Origin of the sequence: Fibrobacter sp. UWB2 (assembly GCF_002210425.1) — a bacterium.
GTDB lineage: Bacteria > Fibrobacterota > Fibrobacteria > Fibrobacterales > Fibrobacteraceae > Fibrobacter > Fibrobacter elongatus.
Window position 1 is genome coordinate 127,298 of record NZ_MWQK01000001.1, and the last position, 18,326, is coordinate 145,623.

Genomic DNA, 18,326 nt, shown 5'->3' on the forward strand with positions numbered 1-18,326 from the left:
AGAGTCATCCTGAAGCGAAGCGACGGGATCCATTATTTTTAAACTGCGCGAATCCCGTCTTCGGTGATCACGATTTTTTCTTCGCGGAAAAGCGTCCCGATAATCTTCTTGAACGTCTTTTTGGACATGCCGAATTCACGACGGATAGTTTCCGGATCGGTGTGGTCGCCGTAGGGGAGGAATCCGCCCGCAGCTTCGAGCTTTTGCATGACCGCATTGGGACTTTCGCTCTTCATCATGCCCTTGTAACCGATCGGAGTCAAGTTGAGCGTAATCTTTCCGTCGCTCGTGAAACGCTGGATGAATCCGGGCATCGTATCGCCGATGTAGATGCGTTCCATGCCGGGCGTCATCATGAGGCGGCCCGTGTAGCGGTAATCTACGAGGCAATCGACATAGTCGGGCGTGACTTCGTAAGCGGCAAGTTCTACGCGCTGGCCGATATGCAAGTCGTTCGTGTCCGGATCGATAAAGCTCTTGATTTTTTCGGTGGCGATGATGCGTCCGCTCTTTTCGTCTTCGAGTACAAAGACTACGCAGCGGTCGCCTTTCTGCAATTCGCCAAGTTGCTGCTTGAAGGGGAGGTACAAATCCTTGTTGAGCCCCCAATCCAAGAATGCGCCAACGCGGTTGACTTCCTTGACGGTGAGCACCGCAAATTCGCCTACCTGGGCGAGCGGCTTCTCGAGTGTTGCGATCGGGCGGTCTTCGGAGTCCGTGTAAACGAACACGTCAATGATTTCGCCTTCGACAAGCGTGAATTTGTTGCGGTTGCCGGGGAGGAGCACGCTTCCGCCAGTTTCAAGTTCCAGGTAGTAACCCTGTGGCGTGATAGATTCGACGCGTGCGCGGTTAATTCTTCCAAGTTCCATAATTTGCCTTTCCGTTCAAGTGATGCCGCGAACAATCGCGGTTCATTTTTGTCATGCCCGCCATCGAGCGGGCATCTCCTATAAATATACTTTTTTGTGCGAGTGCCCGCAAGGGCTCTTGTTGTTTACTCAGTCGGCAGTTCCTTGCAATGCCGCATGAACCTAAGCGTTTCTTTTTCGCCATCCGTCGCAAGCTTCTTGAGCAAGAACAGCAACTTCTTGTAAGTCGTTTCCGTCATTTTCTCGTGCGCAGTGCTTTTCGTCAAATACTGGAGCGGAGCTTCTTGCGTGTAGTTTTTCTTGTTGTACGTCTTGGAGGCAGCCACGCGGTCGCAGAACATCTCCTTGATGTAGCGGTCCGGCATGTCCATCGGCACGATTTTCTTTGTCTTCATGTCGTAATCGTACCAAAATTCAAAGTGGTGCTTGTTGCGCCCCTTGTGGTGCATCCATGCAAGACTGTAGCCCGTATCGCGGCGTTCGCCGTTGTTTGGCGATTCCTTGCCCGTGTAATACTTTGCACCAGGAATGAATTCGGTAGGGCTGTACTTCGACAAATCGTGGAACAGCCCCTGCAACCCGATACCGGCCTTGATGCAAAGCCGAATCACTTCGTTCCTGTGCTTGGTAATCGTAATGAAATGACGAATAGGATGGAACATGCCAAAAAATTAGCAAAAGCCGGGCATCCCGGCAATGTTTATTGCAAAATCCGATTCCCGTATTTATTTTCGAATTCCGTCACGAGCTTGTGTGGTTCCGGGAAGTAGTACTTGAGAATGTTCATGCCTACTTTATAGATTTTTTGCGGAATGCCGAATACTGCTTCGGCGATACCGCCCGCAATGCAGGCGAGCGTATCGCTATCCCCGCCGAGGGACACTGCGTTTCTGATGGCATCTTCGTAGTCCGTCGCTTCCAAGACGCAGCGGATGGCTTGCGGAACCGTCCCTTGGCAAAGCGCCGCTCCCGGATAAGACCAGCTATATTCCGGACGCAGTTCATCAATTGTGAAATTCAGATCATAGCTGAATTCGCTCTCGATGGTCGTCTTGATTTCGTCCTTGCTCGCTCCCATGCGGGCTATGAAAATTGCAAGTGCAGTCGCCTGCGCTCCCTTGATTCCTTCGGGATGGTTGTGCGTGCATTCGGCAGATTCCTTGGCCTTGGCGAGCACCTCTTCCTTGGTGTTAAACGCCCAGCCTACCGGCGAAATGCGCATGGCAGAACCGTTCCCGCAACTGTCGTATGGCGTGCCAAAACCATCGCGGCGTGCCTTGACGACATATCTGGTGAACCCTCCGCCGTAACCGCCGACAGGGCATTCGTACTTGCTTGCGTAAGCGACGTAATACTTCCACGCTTCGCCTCCGCGCATAATCCAGTCTGCCGTAGCAAACGAGAGAATGCTATCGTCTGTGGGCGATACCCCATCAGGGAACAGCTCAAAATCCTTAGCTTTGTAGTTTTCGAATTCGTAAATGGAACCGACGGTATCGCCGATAATTGCTCCAATCATAAAAATCTCCTTATTCCAATAATAATATCGTATAATGCGTGCGAATTGTAAAATGAAAAAAAATCCCTGCCACTTGCTGTGACAGGGATCTTAACTTTGTCATGCCCGCCACTGAGCGGGCATCTCCGTTTCAAAACAGAGAACTGCTAATTACTTCTTCTTCGTCTTCTTGGTTTCAAGCCATTCGTCGAAGGTGATGCTGCGGTCAACAACACCATTCGGCGTGAGTTCCAAAACGCGGTTTGCGACAGTTTGGACAAATTCATGGTCCTGCGAGCAGAAGATGACCGGGCCCTGGAATGCCTTGAGGCCGTTATTCAAAGCGGTGATGGCTTCCAAGTCGAGGTGAGCGGTCGGTTCGTCGAGGAGCAAGCAGTTGGCGTTCGAGAGCATCATCTTCGAAAGCATGCAGCGTACCTTTTCACCACCGGAGAGCACGTTGGCGCTCTTGAGGGCTTCTTCACCGGTAAAGAGCATACGGCCGAGGAAGCCGCGGATGAACGTTTCGTCCTGTTCCTTGCTGTACTGGCGCAGCCAATCCACGAGGGAGAGGTCTGTCTTGAAGTAAGCGTCGTTGTTTTTCGGGAAGTAGTTGTAGCTGATGGTGTTACCCCACTTGAGCACGCCATCCGGAGCCTTGATTTCTTCGGCGATGAGCTGGAAGAATGCGGTCTTGAGTGTGTCGTATTCACCGACGAGAGCGACCTTGTCCTGGTTGCCGAGCGAGAAGTCGAATCCCTTGCAGACGATGCCGTCGCCGCCATCAACGGTGGCATTCTTGACTTCGAGCACAATCTTACCTGGTTCGCGGTCCATCTTGAAGTTCACCCACGGGAACTTACGGCTCGATGCCGGCATTTCTTCGACGGTCATCTTGTCCAAAAGCTTCTTACGGCTGGTGGCCTGCTTGGCCTTTGCAGCGTTAGAGGCGAAGCGGCGGATGAACGCCTTGAGTTCTTCAATCTTTTCTTCAGCGCGGCGGTTCTGGTCCTTGCGCTGCTTCTGGGCGAGCTGGCTTGCTGCGTACCAGAATTCGTAGTTACCGCCGTAAATGTTGATCTTGCCGTAGTCGATATCGCATGTGTGCGTGCAGACAGCGTTCAAGAAGTGACGGTCATGGCTCACCACGATCACGATGTTTTCGAAACGTTCGAGGTAGTCTTCGAGCCAGCCGACGGTTTCCAAATCAAGGTGGTTCGTCGGTTCGTCCAAGAGCAAAATGTCCGGGTTGCCAAACAGAGCCTGGGCGAGGAGCACGCGGATCTTCTGGCCGCCATCGAGTTCGGACATCAAGTTGTAGTGGAATTCTTCGGGAATGCCGAGGCCCTTGAGGAGCACGGCTGCGTTGGAGTCGGCTTCGTAACCGCCGATTTCACCAAAGCGCGTTTCGATTTCCATGGCCTGCATGCCCTGTTCTTCGGTCATTTCAGGGAGCGCGTAAAGTTCGTCGCGCTTCTTGCTCAGTTCATAAAGTTCCGGGAAACCCATCATCACGGTTTCGAGGACCGTGTTATTTTCGTAGGCGAAATGGTCCTGCTTCAAAACGGCGATACGTTCGCCCGGGTCCTTCGTGACTTCACCCGTGTTCGGTTCGAGTTCGCCCGAAAGAATCTTGAGGAATGTGGACTTGCCGGCACCGTTTGCGCCGATGACACCGTAGCAGTTGCCTCTCTTGAAGGAAAGATTCACTTCCTTGAAGAGGACGCGGCTACCATACTGGAGACTGACATTAGAAACATTAAGCATGGCGCCAAAGATAGTAAATTGTGGGTCGGGATTGTAGAGGGCTTGGGCATTGCTAGCCCGAAAAAGCTATTATTAAACGAGTCATCCTGAGCAATGTGAGGGATCCAGTTATTTTTGAGGGAGACTATGAAAATTAATTTATTCGGTAATATGGCTAAGTATGCGACTTGCGCTGCTTTTGCGTTTGCGTTTACATCGTGCTCTGATCATGCTTCGGTCGTGAGGTATGAATACCATGAATATGAACAAGAAGCAGAACAGCAGCCTTCACCTTCCGAAGTCTTGAATTCATCGTCTTCCGTAAAATCTTCATCTTCCAAAAAGTCTGCGAGCAGTTCATCATCTGAAAAGGCTGCCACATCTTCGTCTTCCGAGAAATCGGCCGCCTCGTCTTCATCCTCGGCAAGGTCTTCGTCTTCTTCCGCGGAAAAGTCCTTTTTCAGCGAAACCTGGCGCGAAGATTGCCTTGCGAAAATCAACGAATACCGTGCGACAGAAAATCTTGACCCGCTGACGCTTGCACCTGAAGAAAAGCAGACCTGTACCGATCAGGAAGCTGCAGACGATCTCGCCGAAAACAAGGCTCATGGTCACTTTGGCAATTGCGGCGAAGGCGCGCAAAACTCGGGTCCGAACTTCAATACCTCTTGGCGCAAAACGGCAACTGAAGCTACCGATGCTTTCCTCAAGATGATGTGGGAAGATGAAAAGGCTCTCGTGACTAGTGGCGAGCGCGATCCCGACAAAAAAGAGGATTATTCCTACATCGGCCACTACCTCAACATGAAGGGCAATTATAAAACAGTCGCCTGCGGTATTGCTCTCACAGAAGATGGCAAAAAAGGCTGGCTGAATATCAATTTCTTCAGAAAGTAAAATCCTAATAAAATTGTAAGAAATTCCCATGTTATTTTGTAATATGGGAATTTTTTTGTAATAAAAGTTCTATTTACCTCATGGGCTCATTTTTTTATTTTTGGCCTTATGAGTTTAAAGTCAAAAATTTTCATTTTTTTGCTGATGCTTGTTGCATTTGCATTTTCGGCAACACCTGCGGATTCTACTAAAACAACGAAAAAAGGTGGACTTCTCGGGAGCCTTTTCTCAGTTGAAGAGGATGAGGCGATTCATCGTGGCAATATCCTCACGGGTGCAACACTTTTCTTGCTTCAAGGAAATTCTGATGAAGATGCGCTGAACATTCTTTTCGGAGATATTTACAAGGCGGAAGGTTATACTTTTACAGCCGAAGTATTTGGCGGATATTTTGTTCGTGATGCAATGGCGGTGGGGATGCGCTCCGGCTACAGCCGCACGTATGTCGATATCGACTATTCAATCCTTGAAGATCTTGCTGATGTTAAGGAACACCGCAAGTATGTGAGCAATGGCTTTTTCGTGCAGCCTTTCCTCAAGAATTATTTGAAGGTATTTGATTCCAAGACGATTTACTTCTTTAATGAAACTTCTCTTACGGTAGAATATTCCTATGGCATTTCGCAATCGGATGATGGCGAGGATGTTTCGAAAACGAAAAATCATGGATGGACGTTTAAATTTGGCATCAATCCCGGCTTGAGTATTATGGTGTTGGATCGCTTGGCGTTTGAAACTTCTGTCGGGCTTTTAGGCTTGAACTCTTCGTGGGTTGTCATCGAAGAAAATGGTGAAAAACGTAGTGAAGTTTCTTACAACATAGTGAACTTTAAGGTTAATTTGCTTGCGCTTGATTTCTCGTTGGTTTATTTCTTTTAGGGGTGAGTAATGTTGTTCGAAATTTTTAATTGTACAAAAAATGGTCGTTACGCAAATGCTACGCTCTCGCTCCTTGGCATTTTAGCGTTCGTTATTTTGAATGGTTGCTCTGCAGATTACGATACATTTGGTGTATCGGATTATCGCAATTTAGAAGAAATCTCGTTTGCAGAACAGGATGGCTCATCTGCTGTATATTCGGCAGAACACCGCATGGAATTTGATTTTGTTGCCCCATCGGAATCTCAAAAAATTTGGGACTCGTTGACTATTGAAAATATCGACATGAGCCATTTCGCGTCACTCCATTTAGTCGATGATGAAATAGAAGAGTTCCCGACGGACTCGCTTGAATTGGATTCCTTGGCGCAAAAGGTGCCGTGTTCAAAAAATGCTGTAAAAGTAGGCGATAAGATTCAAGTGCCTTCGAGCCATATTGTTTATGTAGTTGTTGTTTCTGAAAGTGGAATGAAGTCCATTTGGCAATTGGTTTTGAATATTCCGGAGCCCGAATCAGAACGCAGTTCATCTTCTGTAAAATCCGCAAAGTCTAGCAGTTCCGTGAAAAGTGCTGCGTCTAGTAGTGCTTCCAGTAGCTCCGCGAAAAGTGCTGCTTCTAGTAGCGCATCTAGCAGCTCCACGAATAAATCGAGCAGTTCAAATAGCGGCGAATCTCGTGAATCTAGCGAATCTCGTGACTCTAGCAGTTCTGCTGTTGAAAATCCCGTCGAATCCAGCGGCTCTCGTGAATCTAGCGATTCTCGCGAAGCTCCCGCCCCGCGCATCCTCTCGCTTTCCATCGCAGGCAAATCCGCTGAATTTGATGCAGACCGCAAAACTTTCCATGTGGACAATTTGGATTTCCGTACAGACCTCACAGCGCTTGAACTTTCTGAAATTGAACTTTCAGAAGGCGCTACTGCAAATATCGAAGTGGGCGAGTCTTACGACTTTGGCGCGGGCGTTCAAGTGACTGTCACGAATGCAAACGACGAATCTGAAACGTACATCGTCAAGGCGGGCTATCAGCTGCCGGGATCGAATTTTAACACCTGGAAAGGTGACAATGTCACGCCAGATTCCATCTGGGGCAATGCCAATACCATTTTAACGACGACGGAAAAAATCACGTCTGGCTCCATGATCGGTGCTCAAATCCAGACGAGTTCTGCTCTTACCAAAATGGCTAGCGGCAGCCTCTATACGGCGGATTTCAATCCCAAAGGCGTCGGTACACTCTCGATGGCAAGTTCTTCGACATGGCCCGATGGCAATGAACTCTTGGATTTCGGTAAGCCATTTGCTGCACGCCCGGAATTTATGGAAGTCAAGTTCAGCTACGATGGCAAGGGCGATAGCTGCGATATTTACATCCTTCTTGAAAATCGCACTGGCGATAAGAACGTCAATCGTAAGTCTAGCGACGTAAACAAGCTGGTTGCTTCTGCTTGGTTCCGCTCTACGAAGGCGGATAATTCCGGCCGCGAGAATCCTGATGTCGTTAGCGTCTCGGAACCGGACGAAAACAAGATGCGCACGCTCCGTCTCAAGCTCCAATACGGCGAACCGCTCGCAGGCTCACCGATTGAAAATTCTTCGACGTTCAACACGAAACTTGAATCCTCGAACAAGTCTGCCATTAATAACGGCTTGGTGCAGGGGACAGGCGACGAGCCCGTGACGCATATCCGTGTGGTGTTTGCTTCGAGTGCCGATGGTAACCATTACAAGGGTACAAAGGGCGCGATACTCGTCATTGACGAAATGAAACTTATTTATTAGTCCATATATTATATAATACTCACAAGGGTTCCCAAACTTTCGCCTTTTAACTAACTTTTAATTAAGGTTAGAAAATGATACGAAAGTTATATCTCACTCTTTTTATTGCACTGTTCTCACTTGCGCTCACATCGTGCCAAAGCGAGAATCAGACCGTCATCCCCAACAGGGTTCATTCCATCAGCGATCTCGGCCACAAAAAGGTGGGCGTGCAGATAGGCAACACCGCCGATATCTACGCATCGGACTTTGGTGGCGACACGGCTAAGATCGATGTCGAACGCTACACGAAGCTTGCCGATGCCGTGCAGGCACTGTTGCAGGGGAAGATTGACGCGGTCATGAGTGACGACCAGCCCGCCAAGGCTTTTGTGCTCCAGAATCCGTCGCTTCGCATTCTCGAAGAAGTCTTCGTCGAAGAAATGTATGCAGGCGTTGTCGCGAAGGGCAACGAAGCGCTTTTGGATTCAGTGAACCAGGCGCTTGAAGCGATGAAGAAGGATGGCGTTTACGATTCCCTCTTCAACACGTACATTTACCGTTCGGGCAATTACCACTACCAGAAAAAAGTGACCGAAGGCCCGAAGCTCGTTGTTTCGACCAACGCTCAGTTCCCGCCGTACGAATACTACGAGAACACAAAGATTGTCGGTCTCGATATCGAAATCGTGAATTACATTGCCGATTACCTCAATCGCACTGTTGAAATTCAAGACATTGAATTCGACGCGATTATCAATGCGGTTGCTTCGGGCAAGGCTGATGTCGGATTCTCGGGATTCACCGTGACCGAAGAACGCAAAAAGTCCATCAACTTTACGACTCCGTACACGCTCTCGAAAGTCGTCGTGATTGTTCGCGGTGACCAAGCTGTCGAAAGTGAAGAAAGCTTTGGCGATCATGTCTACAAGAATTTCGTGAAGGATTCCCGCTGGAAGTTCATTGTTGAAGGTCTCCGCAACACGCTCGTGATTTCGTTCTTTGCGGCTCTTCTCGGCATCATGATTGGCTTTGTGATTGCGCAGATTCGTACGAGCAACGAATTCAACGGCCGCTTCAAAGTGCTGAACTGGTTTGCTAAGGCTTACCTCGCCGTGATTCGCGGCACGCCGATGATGATTCAGCTCCTCATCATTTACTACATCGTCTTTTCGTCGGTGAACATCAACAAGATTCTCGTCGCGATTGTTGCTTTCGGCATTAACTCGGGCGCATACGTTTCCGAAATCATCCGTAGCGGCATCAAGGGCGTTGATCCGGGACAGATTGAAGCGGGCCGCAGTCTTGGTCTCAAGTTCCGTACTGTGCTTTATTACATCGTTTACCCGCAGGCGTTCAAGAACTCGCTTCCGGCTCTCACGAACGAATTTATCTCGCTCATCAAGGAAACGTCCATTTGCGGTTACATCGGCCTTACCGACCTCACTCGCGGTGGCGATATCATCCGCAGTATGACTTACGAAGCCATGCTCCCGCTCCTTGCTGTGGCTGCTATTTACTTTATCATTGTCGCCGGGCTTTCGGCTTGTGTTGCAAAACTTGAAAAGAGGTTGAAGAAAAATGAACGCTAATGCAGAAACTTTAATCCAGGTCAAGAACCTTTGCAAATCTTACGGTGACAAGCAAATCCTCAAGGGCATTTCGCTTGATATCCATCGCGGTGACGTGATTGCAATTATCGGCCCGTCTGGTTGTGGCAAGTCCACTTTCTTGCGCCAGTTGAATTTGCTGGAGCACCCGACGAGCGGCGATATCCTTTTGGATGGCAAGAGCATTTTGGCGAAGGATGTTTCGAAGCCTTCGATTCGCGAGCGCGTTGGCATGGTTTTCCAGCAGTTCAACCTGTTCAAGAACATGACCGCCCTCAAGAACATCATGTTTGCTCCGGTGAAACTCGGTCGCCTGTCCAAGGCAGAAGCCGAAACGCGCGCTCGTGAACTCTTGAAGCGCGTGGGACTTTTGGACCGTGCAGACCATTATCCAGCACAGCTTTCGGGCGGTCAGCAGCAGCGTATCGCCATTGCCCGTGCCATGGCTATGCAGCCTGAAGCAATCCTTTTTGACGAACCGACGAGCGCGTTGGACCCGGAAATGGTGGGCGAAGTGCTCAAGATCATGAAGGACCTTGCAAAGTCTGGAATGACGATGATTGTCGTGACGCACGAAATGAGCTTTGCTCGCGAAGTGGCAAACCGTGTGCTCTTCTTTGCCGATGGTTACGTTAAGGAAGACGGAACCCCCGAAGAAGTCTTCGACAACCCGAAGGACACCCGCCTTAAGGAATTCTTGTCCGCACTGAAGAAGTAGCTTTGCTAAGGTCCCTGAGCTTGTCGAAGGGCGCGGCACTTCCGCATTAAGTTGTCATCCCCGCCTCCGAGCGGGGACCTCCTTTAAAAAACGAGAAACCCCGGCTTTAAACCGGGGTTTCTTGCATAAGTTCGCGGGCTTCTCGTCGGCATTTACCGGCGTTTCTGCACTTAGTTATAGCTATTCTTAGCTTCGGACTGAGCCTTGAAAATCTTGTCGTATTCGTCCTTCGAGATTCTCATGTAACCCGTCACAATCTTGCCAGATTCGTCTTCGCCGAATTCATAGTAGGCGGAGTCGCCCTTGACGCGCATCAAAATGTCCATGTTGAGCGAATTCTTGCCACGGAGAGCGTTGTTCTCGTATTTGGCCGTGAGGTCGCCGTTCACGTTTCTGATGGTGTAATCGACGTTGTTTTCGGTAAGAACTTCGAAAATCATGTCGGCTTCGCCTTTCCAGTAACCCGTATAGTTGGGCTTTTCATTGTTGCAGCCGAAGAACGTAAACGAAGAAATTAAAAGTGCGGAGAGTATAAGTTTCGTTTTCATGCTCTTAAATTAGATAATTTTTTCCGGTTGGGTTAGCTAATCTATGTAATGTTGTTTTAACGGTGAGTTATTTACAACACCTGAAACCGACACTCGGGTACTGGTTTTGCGGATAGAAGCTGAATTTGCTTACGGAACAGCTACTTTCGTTGTTGGTATTCCATGCACCGCCTGCGACCAGGAACTTGTCCGGGTGCTGCTTGCTTGTTGAGGCTGTCCATTCCCAGAGATTTCCGTTCATGTCGTACATGCCATACCAACTACGGCATTGCGTCTTGCGGCCACTTCTCTTGGCGGCCTTCGTGTTGGTGTTGCACTTGCTCTGCTTGTAACCATTACCGTAAGAGAACTTGAAACCGTCCTTGCCACGGCATGCGGCTTGCCATTCTTCGATTGTGCAGAGGTGCTTGCCTTCGTTCTTGCAAATGCGTGCGGCTTCTTCCTGGCTTACCATGTCCTTCGGCGTAGCGTCCGGCTGGTTCGGGTATTCGTAAGCGTCTACGCAGACGGTCTTTCCGCCAACCGGGACGGGGTAGGCGTTCTTGCCGCAAATGTTATCGCTTGCCATATCGTACTTGGCTTCTTCCCAAGCGGAGCGGTTACCGACGGAGTCGGTAGCGTAGAAGAACACGGAACCGGTCTTATTGTATTCAATGCCCTTGCTTGCGTCTTGCGGATTGAGCGTATCGCCGATGGAAACAAACGTCTTGCACTTGATTTCGTCGCACTTGACCTTGAGCTTGATCGGGGCGTAGTAGCGGCCTGCAGGCGGCGTGATTTCGGCTGTGGGCGGGACCTTGTCCGAGTTGCGGAGGCTATCGGCGAAGCGAGCCTTGTTCAGGGAATCCTGGCGGTCTCTCTCGATACGTGCGAGTGAGTCGTTAACGCGGGCGAGGCTATCCCTGCGGAACTTGCGATAGGCACGGATGCTGTCCTTGTTGACTGCCGGGACTTTGGGCAAATTGGCGAGCGAATCTGCCGTGCGGATGGAGTCCGCGATGCGCAAACTGTCTGCGATTCTAGCTTCTTCGAGAGCCTTCAAGCTGTCGGCCTTGGCCTGCTCGGCGCGGAGGCTATCAAGAATCTGCTGCTGGCGGAGTGCGAGTTCCGAGAGCTTCTGTTCTTCAAGCGCTTGCTGCTTGACCTTGTTGAGCTGGCACTGCACTACAAAAAGGCAGATGAGCAAAAGGAACATCAAAATCAAGATGACGAGATTGCGTTTCCCGTTTTTCTTCTTTTGGTTGCCCTGCGCATTTTGTGTGTTCTTCGTAGAATTCTTTTCGTTGTTTGCCATAAGTTACACCTTGTTTTCGACTGCTTCGTTTTCACCTTCGGCTTGATCTTCTTCAATCACTTCGTTGAAGAGGTCGTGCCAGTGGCGGAAAATTTCTGCTTTAAGTTCTTTCGGGGTGAGGCCGCGTCTCAGGTTGTTTCTGTAAGCGGTAGAAATTTTACCTGTTTCTTCGGAGACGATGATGATGAGGGCATCACTTTCGGCAGCGAGAGCTTTAGCGGCGCGGTGGCGCATACCGTAGCCTGCATCGCCTTCGGCGTTACCGGTCGGCATCGGCAAAATACAGCCTGCGGCGACAATCGACTTGCAGTTGAGAATCACAGCACCGTCGTGCAAAGCGGAGTTCGGGAAGAACAATGCGCGCAAAAGTCTGGAGCTGATTCGTGCGTCGAGGTATTCACCTGTATCTGCGTAGTTCTTGAGGCCCACGCGCTTTTCAAGTACAATGAGCGCACCGGTTTTTGTCTTTGCCAAATCCTGAACGGCAGAGCAAATTTTCTGGGCGATGTCATCGAGACCGCTCGCGTGGAAGAGGATGTTTCTCAAGTCCACTTTACTCACGCTCTGACCGATTCGCGTAAGGGCGCTTCGAATTTCGGGCTGGAACAAAATCACGATGGCGATAATACCGAGCGTAGCGAGGTTACTGAGCATCCACACGAGCGTATGGAGTTCCCACCACTGCGCAATGAGCCATGCGAGAATGAGCAAAAAGCCGCCGAAAATCATCTGTGCTGCACGCGTCCCGCGGAACAGTAAAAAGATGTAATACAGAATGACTGATATGAGGAGAACGTCCAGAATGTCAGCCATACGAACATCGATGATGCCGAATAACTTAAACAGCGTCATGGGACTTCAAAGCCTCCAAATATAAAAGTGATTCTTTTGCTTCGCGAACATCGTGAACGCGGATAACGCTTGCTCCGCCAAGGGCGGCGATAATGTCTGCGGTCACGGTCGGGATAAGTCTATCGCTTGTTTCTAGCCCAGGCATCTTTCCGATGTAAGACTTTCTCGACGTGCCAATCAAAACGGGGTAGCCGTCCTTGAGCATCACGTCCACGGACTTCATCAAGTCTATGTTGTCTTGAACCGTCTTTCCAAAACCGATACCCGGGTCAATGCAAATGCGTTCTTTTTCGACACCGGCGTCGAGGAGCTTCTTCACCTGTGCCAAGAGTTCTTCTTGAACTTCCTGGACCACGTTCGTGTACGGCTTGAAGTCCTGCTGCATCGTTCCGAAGTTTCCGCGCATGTGGTTCAGCACCACGCTTGCCTTTGTGCTTGCAACGGTTTCTATCATCTTCGGGTCCATCATGCAGGCGCTGATGTCGTTGATGATGTGCGCCCCGAGCTTCATGCATTCTTCGGCGACTTTAGCCTTGACCGTATCGACCGAGATGTAGAACTTGCGGAATCCCGGATTGTCGAGGTCTTCCGAAATGGTTGCGGTCTGTGCGAGCGCTTCTACGATGGGGCATACGCGGTCGAGTTCTTCCTGAACGCTCACGGGTGCGCTTCCCGGGCGGCTGCTTTCACCGCCGATATCGAGAATCACGGCGCCTTGTTCCACCAACGAAATAGCGTGCTCGTAAGCGGCTTCGGGCGTGTTATGCTTGCCTCCATCAAAGAAACTGTCCGGGGTAACATTCACGATACCCATGACAAGCGGCATCCTCGAAGCTGGAATGATGTCGTTTCCAATTTTCCAAGAGATTGCACGATTAGATTCTAATAGAGAGCGGAGCATTGAGCGACCTTATTCGTTTTCTTTCACAGAATTTGTAGCGGTTTCATTGCCTGTTGTAGAGGTGGGGGCGGGGGCCGGCTGGACGTCGGCAATCGGAGCTACCGGCGGTTGGTCACCCGGGTCAGGCGGCGGAGTGTTTTCTTCTTCGCGCTTTTTGGCGAGCTCTTCCATGGCCTTGTACTGGCGGCTCTTCTTTGTACCGGTGAGCTTTTCGCCAGCCATGACCTTGTCGATTTCTTCGCGGTCGAGCACTTCAAATTCAAACAGCGCTTCGGCGAGGTCGGTGAGCTTGTCCTTGTTTTCTTCAAGGAGTTCTCTTGCCTTGTTGTCCATGCGCTTGATCAAGTTGTTGATGGCGTTGTCAATCTTTTCGGCCATCATTTCAGACATTTCCTTCGGCTTGCTGATTTCGCGTCCGAGGAACACTTCGCCATCGGCGCGGCTGTAGCAGACCGGTCCGATTTCTTCGTCGAAGCCCCATTCCGTCACCATCTTACGGGCAAGTTCTGTAGCGCGCTGGATGTCGTTACTTGCACCCGTGCTCTGGTGGTTGAAGAAGATGAGCTCGGCGAGACGGCCGGACATCATGATCATGATGCGTTCTTCGGCGTATTCGCGGCTGTAGCTCACCTGATCGCGTTCGGGCAAACTCATGGTCACACCGAGAGCGCGTCCGCGAGGGATAATCGTAATTTTGTGGAGCGGGTCAGAATGCTTGCAGAGAAGCGTCATGAGGGCATGGCCTGCTTCATGGTAAGCGGTGTGGCGCTTTTCTTCGTCGGTCATGAGGAGCGTGCGGCGTTCAGCACCCATGCTGAGCTTGTCGCGGGCTTCTTCAAAGTCGAGCATCGTCACTTTCTTGTTGTTGAACCTTGCGGCGAGGAGCGCTGCTTCGTTCACCAAGTTTTCGAGGTCTGCACCGGCAAGTCCCGGAGTTCCCTTAGCGACTGCCTTCACATCGACATCATCGCCAAGAGGAACCTTGCGTTTCTTCAAGTGGACTTTCAAAATTTCTTCACGGCCCTTGAGGTCGGGGAGGCCCACCACAATCTGGCGGTCAAAGCGGCCCGGGCGGAGGAGAGCCTTGTCGAGCACATCCGGACGGTTCGTGGCGGCAATCAAAATCACGCCTTCGTTAGCGGTAAAGCCGTCCATTTCCACGAGCAACTGGTTCAAAGTCTGTTCGCGTTCGTCGTGACCGCCACCGAGACCAGCACCACGCTGGCGACCCACGGCATCGATTTCGTCGATGAACAAAATGCACGGAGCGTTCTTCTTACCGGTTTCAAACAAGTCACGCACGCGGGATGCACCCACGCCAACGAACATTTCCACGAAGTCCGAACCCGACATGCTAAAGAACGGCACGCCTGCTTCGCCTGCAACAGCGCGGGCGAGGAGTGTCTTACCCGTACCCGGAGGACCAACGAGGAGAGCACCCTTCGGGATGCGGCCACCGAGCTTGTCGTACTTCTTCGGGTCCTTCAAAAATTCAACGAGTTCCTGCAAGTCCTGCTTGGCTTCGTCGCAACCGGCAACATCATTGAACGTCGTCTTCTTCTGCGAGTTCAGCTGGCGCACTTGGCTCTTGCCAAACGAGAACGGGCTCTTACCGCCACCGCCCATCTGACGGCTCATCATGATGTAGAAGAACGCAATCAGCAAAATGGCCGGGAGGAACGCCACAAGCGTATCAATCCACGTGGTCGATTCGTGAATAACCTTGACTTTCACGCCCTTGAATGCTTCCCAAGTCGAAATCTGCTCGTTTGAAATTTCGAGCATGTGGCTCTTGAAATGCTTGTTCTTGGTGTCGGTGCTGTTGCGAGTGAACCTGGCGAGCGCGCTTTGGCCCTTCTTGGCCTCGGCGATTTCTTCCGGGGACATCTCGTAAGCGCCTTCGATAATCACGCCATCGGGAGTCTTCTGGAGAGTAAGTTCAGTAATGACCTTGGTCGAGTCGCCCATCAATGCCAAAAATTCGGTGCGGGTAATATCCTTGCTGGAATCTTTCCCGGTCATGGGGAACATGACGAAAAGCATGAGGAGCATGATGAGAACAATGATAAAATTCTTGTTCTTAAACGGAGCTGGCTTCTTAGGTTGATTCATTATAATCCTTTTCTTTCTTCTCGCAAGATACAAATTTTGCGGCTGAAAGCGCGTCCTTGAACTCGCAAATCCAGACAGTATGCGCTATTTTGACGACGGAACGCCGGCGATAAACCGCCCGGACCGGGATTTTCACGTGGGCAGGCTCTTTAGGACCGTAGAAAAAGCCAATCGGGAACCGAAAACCCTTTTCCGTGAGCCACAACCGGAACATTTCGGACAGATCTGCATCCGCGTATTCGCGTAGAATTTTATTGAGTTTTTTCTTGTCTAATGAGACGAAAGACGAGAGACTAGAGACTAGAGAATCTTTGTCATTCCCGCCACCGAGCGGGAATCCCCTTGTGTCATCCTGAGCGAAGTCGAAGGATCTAGAGCATTTTGCCAGCACTTTCGCATACGCTCTGTCCGCAAGCCCCGCAATCTTGCAGAGCTGTTTGTTTGCCCCCGGACATTCTTGTTCCAGATTCGGCAAAAACTCGTGCCTAATTTTATTGCGTGCGAATTTCACATCCGCATTGCTTTCGTCCTCGCACCAGCTTAAACCATTTTCGCGAGCATAGGCGAGGAGTTCGTTGCGAGAGATGTTCAGGAACGGCCGATAGATGTGAATGCAGGGAATGTCATGCCCGCCGTGAGCGGGCATCTCCTTCTTGTCCTGAATTATTCTTACTTCTTGAATTCCGCGCAGCCCGGCAAGCGTTGTCCCGCGCTTGAGACGCATATACATTGTCTCCGCCTGATCCCCCGCATGATGCGCCGTCACGATAGCGATTGGGCTATGGGGTATGGGGGCGCAGCCTTCGTCATCCTGGAGGGGCAAAGCCCCGATAGGATCCAAAGCATAATGGACTCTATCGCCTGTTGGCTCCAGAGTGACAATGCTTTTCACAATTTCTGTTAACGCTTTATACCTTGCGTCTCGTGCATTTTCTTCAAGTGAACCATCTGCACTTTTCAGCGCTTCTCCATCTAGCTTCTTCAAGAAAAAAGGAACATTGTGCGACTTTGCAAATTCTTCTACAAATTTTGCGTCTCTGTCTGCCGTTCCTTCGCGTAGCCCGTGATGCACATGCGCAATACCCAGCCATTCAATGCCAAGCGCGGCACTGTTCTCGATAAAATAATGCGCCAAGCAAATAGAATCCAATCCGCCCGAAACTGCAAGCAACAGGCGCTTAAAACCATGATGGCGAATATTTTCAATTAAATCGAGTGGCAACCCGATAGACCTTCTAATAAAGACAAAAGAGAACTGTCTTTTGAAACAGTTCTCCTTTTAAATTAGAATTTTACGATTATTCTGTTTTTACTCTCTAAACTATTTCCCTTAATTCTTGGCGTACTGGCTCAACAATTGCTTTGTTTCTTCTGTCGGGAGTCCCTTTGTGCATTCGTAGAATTCGTTATTGTTGTCGATTCTGAAACCTTCTACAGGACCTTCTTCATAGTAGAATTGCTCTTCGCTTTTGTCGCGGTCGCTCAGCAGAAATTCTGCACTTTCTTCTTTGCACAATTTCTCGTTGATGAATCCCAATCTTTGTGTGTTAGTGCATGTTTTTCCGTTGCTAGACATTGTTGTAATGTAGTTCATTCCTGATGCATCAAATTTAGGAGCAGAGACAACTTCAAAGAGTTGGTTGCCGATAGAGAATGATTGCTTTAATAATTCTTTGGGTTCCTTTGTTATCGTTTTTTCAACAAGCAGTTGCTTGATGATAGCGTCGCCAATATCATAACCAAAATTGCGATCCAAAATGGCTCCGATGTTGATATCATTTTGTTCTAAATTGTCCGTATCAACGGTCGTTGTGATATAAACGGAGTCTTTGGTAATCTTCATGGTTCTTGCGATTCCGCTCATACCACCAATGAATTTTGAACACTTGATATCAGTTTCTCCGAGTTGTCTTTTGCAACCGGTGACTTTCCACGTTCCGTAAATATCATTGTGGTCATTGCTCAGCGACAACGTTTCATAGTTACGGTATAAGTCAAGAAACTCTTGTTCGTCCGGATTGTCTGAAACTTGCTTTTCGGCTGGCCCCATCCAAAGCGAATCACCGACAATCTTGTAAGAACCCGGATCCAGTGATTCTGGATATTCTTCCCAAGCAAACGTTTTTGTATCGGGGTGGTAATTGCAAACGTATGTTCCTTGGTAAACACGTCCCGTTGTTTCATCGTACTTAATCGGGATGACATAAGTGTATCCTTCACCGAAATCAACATTTGTTTGAGCTGATGGATTTGTATTTTGTGTATTGTTGAGACCCGATGTCGGATTGTCATCGCTACAAGCAACGAACATGAACATGCCAAATAAAACTGCGTAAGCCTTTTTCATATTAGAACCCTTCTTTGTTTAACGATAATATATTAAATTTGTCTATTAAGGAGGCTGTCATGGCTAAAAATAAAGATAAAGTGTTCAGCAAGGTTGCTGAAACCGCCAAAGAAAGCGATATGATGCGCATACGACGCATAGACGGCTCCCAAAACGGAGCCACGTTACGGACAAGAGTTGTCCGAGACAAGACAAAGTACAACAGAAATTTGAAACATAAGAAGTCCCTCGCAGACGCGGGGGATTTCCCTTTTTTATGGGGGTGTTGAAACGAATATGTTAAGTTGGAGT

17 protein-coding genes are annotated in these 18,326 nt (G+C 49.7%); 6 read left to right on the top strand and 11 right to left on the bottom strand.

Annotation, left to right across the window (positions count from 1 at the left end; translation table 11 throughout):
• Positions 1-38: 38 nt before the first annotated feature.
• From B7982_RS00595 to B7982_RS00610, 4 genes are all read right to left on the bottom strand, one after another.
• Positions 39-872 (bottom strand): S1 RNA-binding domain-containing protein, encoded by an 834-nt coding sequence (locus B7982_RS00595; protein ID WP_088659103.1) that lies wholly within the window; start codon positions 870-872, stop codon positions 39-41.
• A 125-nt stretch (positions 873-997) separates the two neighbouring features.
• Entirely contained in the window at positions 998-1,534 is a 537-nt protein-coding gene (locus B7982_RS00600) for a DUF5662 family protein (RefSeq protein WP_088659104.1), read from the bottom strand.
• 38 nt (positions 1,535-1,572) lie between these two features.
• Positions 1,573-2,391, bottom strand: coding sequence for an ADP-ribosylglycohydrolase family protein (locus B7982_RS00605; RefSeq protein WP_088659105.1), 819 nt, complete (start codon positions 2,389-2,391; stop codon positions 1,573-1,575).
• Between the two features lie 150 nt (positions 2,392-2,541).
• Positions 2,542-4,137 (bottom strand): ABC-F family ATP-binding cassette domain-containing protein, encoded by a 1,596-nt coding sequence (locus B7982_RS00610; protein ID WP_073424004.1) that lies wholly within the window; start codon positions 4,135-4,137, stop codon positions 2,542-2,544.
• A 126-nt stretch (positions 4,138-4,263) separates the two neighbouring features.
• Here B7982_RS00610 and B7982_RS00615 point away from each other — a divergent pair, with 126 nt between their 5' ends.
• The 5 genes from B7982_RS00615 to B7982_RS00635 all read left to right on the top strand — a co-directional run bounded on the left by B7982_RS00615 (position 4,264) and on the right by B7982_RS00635 (position 9,981).
• A complete protein-coding gene (locus B7982_RS00615) occupies positions 4,264-5,013 on the top strand; it encodes a CAP domain-containing protein (protein WP_088659106.1) in 750 nt (249 codons plus the stop codon).
• 144 nt (positions 5,014-5,157) lie between these two features.
• Positions 5,158-5,892, top strand: coding sequence for a hypothetical protein (locus B7982_RS00620; protein ID WP_144065897.1), 735 nt, complete (start codon positions 5,158-5,160; stop codon positions 5,890-5,892).
• 9 nt (positions 5,893-5,901) lie between these two features.
• Positions 5,902-7,674 carry a PCMD domain-containing protein gene (locus tag B7982_RS00625; RefSeq protein ID WP_088659108.1) on the top strand — a complete coding sequence of 591 codons (1,773 nt, stop codon included), beginning with the start codon at positions 5,902-5,904 and terminating at the stop codon, positions 7,672-7,674.
• Positions 7,675-7,748: 74 nt separating this feature from the next.
• Positions 7,749-9,245: an ABC transporter permease subunit gene (locus B7982_RS00630; protein ID WP_088659109.1), complete on the top strand. Its 1,497-nt coding sequence runs from the start codon at positions 7,749-7,751 to the stop codon at positions 9,243-9,245.
• Entirely contained in the window at positions 9,235-9,981 is a 747-nt protein-coding gene (locus tag B7982_RS00635; RefSeq protein ID WP_088659110.1) for an amino acid ABC transporter ATP-binding protein, read from the top strand. Before B7982_RS00630 ends, B7982_RS00635 begins: the two co-directional genes overlap by 11 nt.
• Positions 9,982-10,151: 170 nt before the next feature.
• Here B7982_RS00635 and B7982_RS00640 read toward each other — a convergent pair whose 3' ends face one another.
• The 7 genes from B7982_RS00640 to B7982_RS00670 form a co-directional block, all read right to left on the bottom strand.
• Positions 10,152-10,529 carry a hypothetical protein gene (locus B7982_RS00640; protein WP_088629106.1) on the bottom strand — a complete coding sequence of 126 codons (378 nt, stop codon included), beginning with the start codon at positions 10,527-10,529 and terminating at the stop codon, positions 10,152-10,154.
• A 67-nt stretch (positions 10,530-10,596) separates the two neighbouring features.
• Entirely contained in the window at positions 10,597-11,823 is a 1,227-nt protein-coding gene (locus B7982_RS00645) for an SUMF1/EgtB/PvdO family nonheme iron enzyme (protein ID WP_088659111.1), read from the bottom strand.
• 3 nt (positions 11,824-11,826) lie between these two features.
• A complete protein-coding gene (gene cdaA, locus B7982_RS00650; RefSeq protein ID WP_085490523.1) occupies positions 11,827-12,675 on the bottom strand; it encodes a diadenylate cyclase CdaA in 849 nt (282 codons plus the stop codon).
• The gene (gene folP, locus B7982_RS00655; protein WP_233138295.1) at positions 12,662-13,489 is read right to left on the bottom strand and encodes a dihydropteroate synthase; all 828 of its coding nucleotides are present in this window, start codon (positions 13,487-13,489) and stop codon (positions 12,662-12,664) included. Before folP ends, cdaA begins: the two co-directional genes overlap by 14 nt.
• Positions 13,490-13,585: 96 nt before the next feature.
• Positions 13,586-15,688, bottom strand: coding sequence for an ATP-dependent zinc metalloprotease FtsH (ftsH, locus tag B7982_RS00660; protein WP_088659113.1), 2,103 nt, complete (start codon positions 15,686-15,688; stop codon positions 13,586-13,588).
• Positions 15,675-16,910, bottom strand: a complete 1,236-nt coding sequence (locus tag B7982_RS00665) for an ATP-binding protein (RefSeq protein ID WP_088659114.1) — start codon at positions 16,908-16,910, stop codon at positions 15,675-15,677. Before B7982_RS00665 ends, ftsH begins: the two co-directional genes overlap by 14 nt.
• Before the next feature lie 108 nt (positions 16,911-17,018).
• On the bottom strand, positions 17,019-18,035 hold the full coding sequence (locus B7982_RS00670) for a hypothetical protein (RefSeq protein WP_088659115.1): 1,017 nt from the start codon (positions 18,033-18,035) through the stop codon (positions 17,019-17,021).
• A 59-nt stretch (positions 18,036-18,094) separates the two neighbouring features.
• On the opposite strand from B7982_RS00670, the gene B7982_RS00675 reads away from it, so the two are divergent.
• Positions 18,095-18,304, top strand: a complete 210-nt coding sequence (locus tag B7982_RS00675) for a hypothetical protein (protein ID WP_088659116.1) — start codon at positions 18,095-18,097, stop codon at positions 18,302-18,304.
• Positions 18,305-18,326: the final 22 nt, after the last annotated feature.

Excerpts from the sequence above, each read along its gene's own strand:
- B7982_RS00595 (WP_088659103.1), bottom strand. The coding sequence starts at position 872 with ATGGAACTTGGAAGAATTAACCGCGCACGCGTCGAATCTATCACGCCA.
- B7982_RS00600 (WP_088659104.1), bottom strand. The coding sequence starts at position 1,534 with ATGTTCCATCCTATTCGTCATTTCATTACGATTACCAAGCACAGGAAC.
- B7982_RS00605 (WP_088659105.1), bottom strand. The coding sequence starts at position 2,391 with ATGATTGGAGCAATTATCGGCGATACCGTCGGTTCCATTTACGAATTC.
- B7982_RS00610 (WP_073424004.1), bottom strand. The coding sequence starts at position 4,137 with ATGCTTAATGTTTCTAATGTCAGTCTCCAGTATGGTAGCCGCGTCCTC.
- B7982_RS00615 (WP_088659106.1), top strand. The coding sequence starts at position 4,264 with ATGAAAATTAATTTATTCGGTAATATGGCTAAGTATGCGACTTGCGCT.
- B7982_RS00620 (WP_144065897.1), top strand. The coding sequence starts at position 5,158 with ATGCTTGTTGCATTTGCATTTTCGGCAACACCTGCGGATTCTACTAAA.
- B7982_RS00625 (WP_088659108.1), top strand. The coding sequence starts at position 5,902 with ATGTTGTTCGAAATTTTTAATTGTACAAAAAATGGTCGTTACGCAAAT.
- B7982_RS00630 (WP_088659109.1), top strand. The coding sequence starts at position 7,749 with ATGATACGAAAGTTATATCTCACTCTTTTTATTGCACTGTTCTCACTT.
- B7982_RS00635 (WP_088659110.1), top strand. The coding sequence starts at position 9,235 with ATGAACGCTAATGCAGAAACTTTAATCCAGGTCAAGAACCTTTGCAAA.
- B7982_RS00640 (WP_088629106.1), bottom strand. The coding sequence starts at position 10,529 with ATGAAAACGAAACTTATACTCTCCGCACTTTTAATTTCTTCGTTTACG.
- B7982_RS00645 (WP_088659111.1), bottom strand. The coding sequence starts at position 11,823 with ATGGCAAACAACGAAAAGAATTCTACGAAGAACACACAAAATGCGCAG.
- cdaA (WP_085490523.1), bottom strand. The coding sequence starts at position 12,675 with ATGACGCTGTTTAAGTTATTCGGCATCATCGATGTTCGTATGGCTGAC.
- folP (WP_233138295.1), bottom strand. The coding sequence starts at position 13,489 with ATGGGTATCGTGAATGTTACCCCGGACAGTTTCTTTGATGGAGGCAAG.
- ftsH (WP_088659113.1), bottom strand. The coding sequence starts at position 15,688 with ATGAATCAACCTAAGAAGCCAGCTCCGTTTAAGAACAAGAATTTTATC.
- B7982_RS00670 (WP_088659115.1), bottom strand. The coding sequence starts at position 18,035 with ATGAAAAAGGCTTACGCAGTTTTATTTGGCATGTTCATGTTCGTTGCT.
- B7982_RS00675 (WP_088659116.1), top strand. The coding sequence starts at position 18,095 with ATGGCTAAAAATAAAGATAAAGTGTTCAGCAAGGTTGCTGAAACCGCC.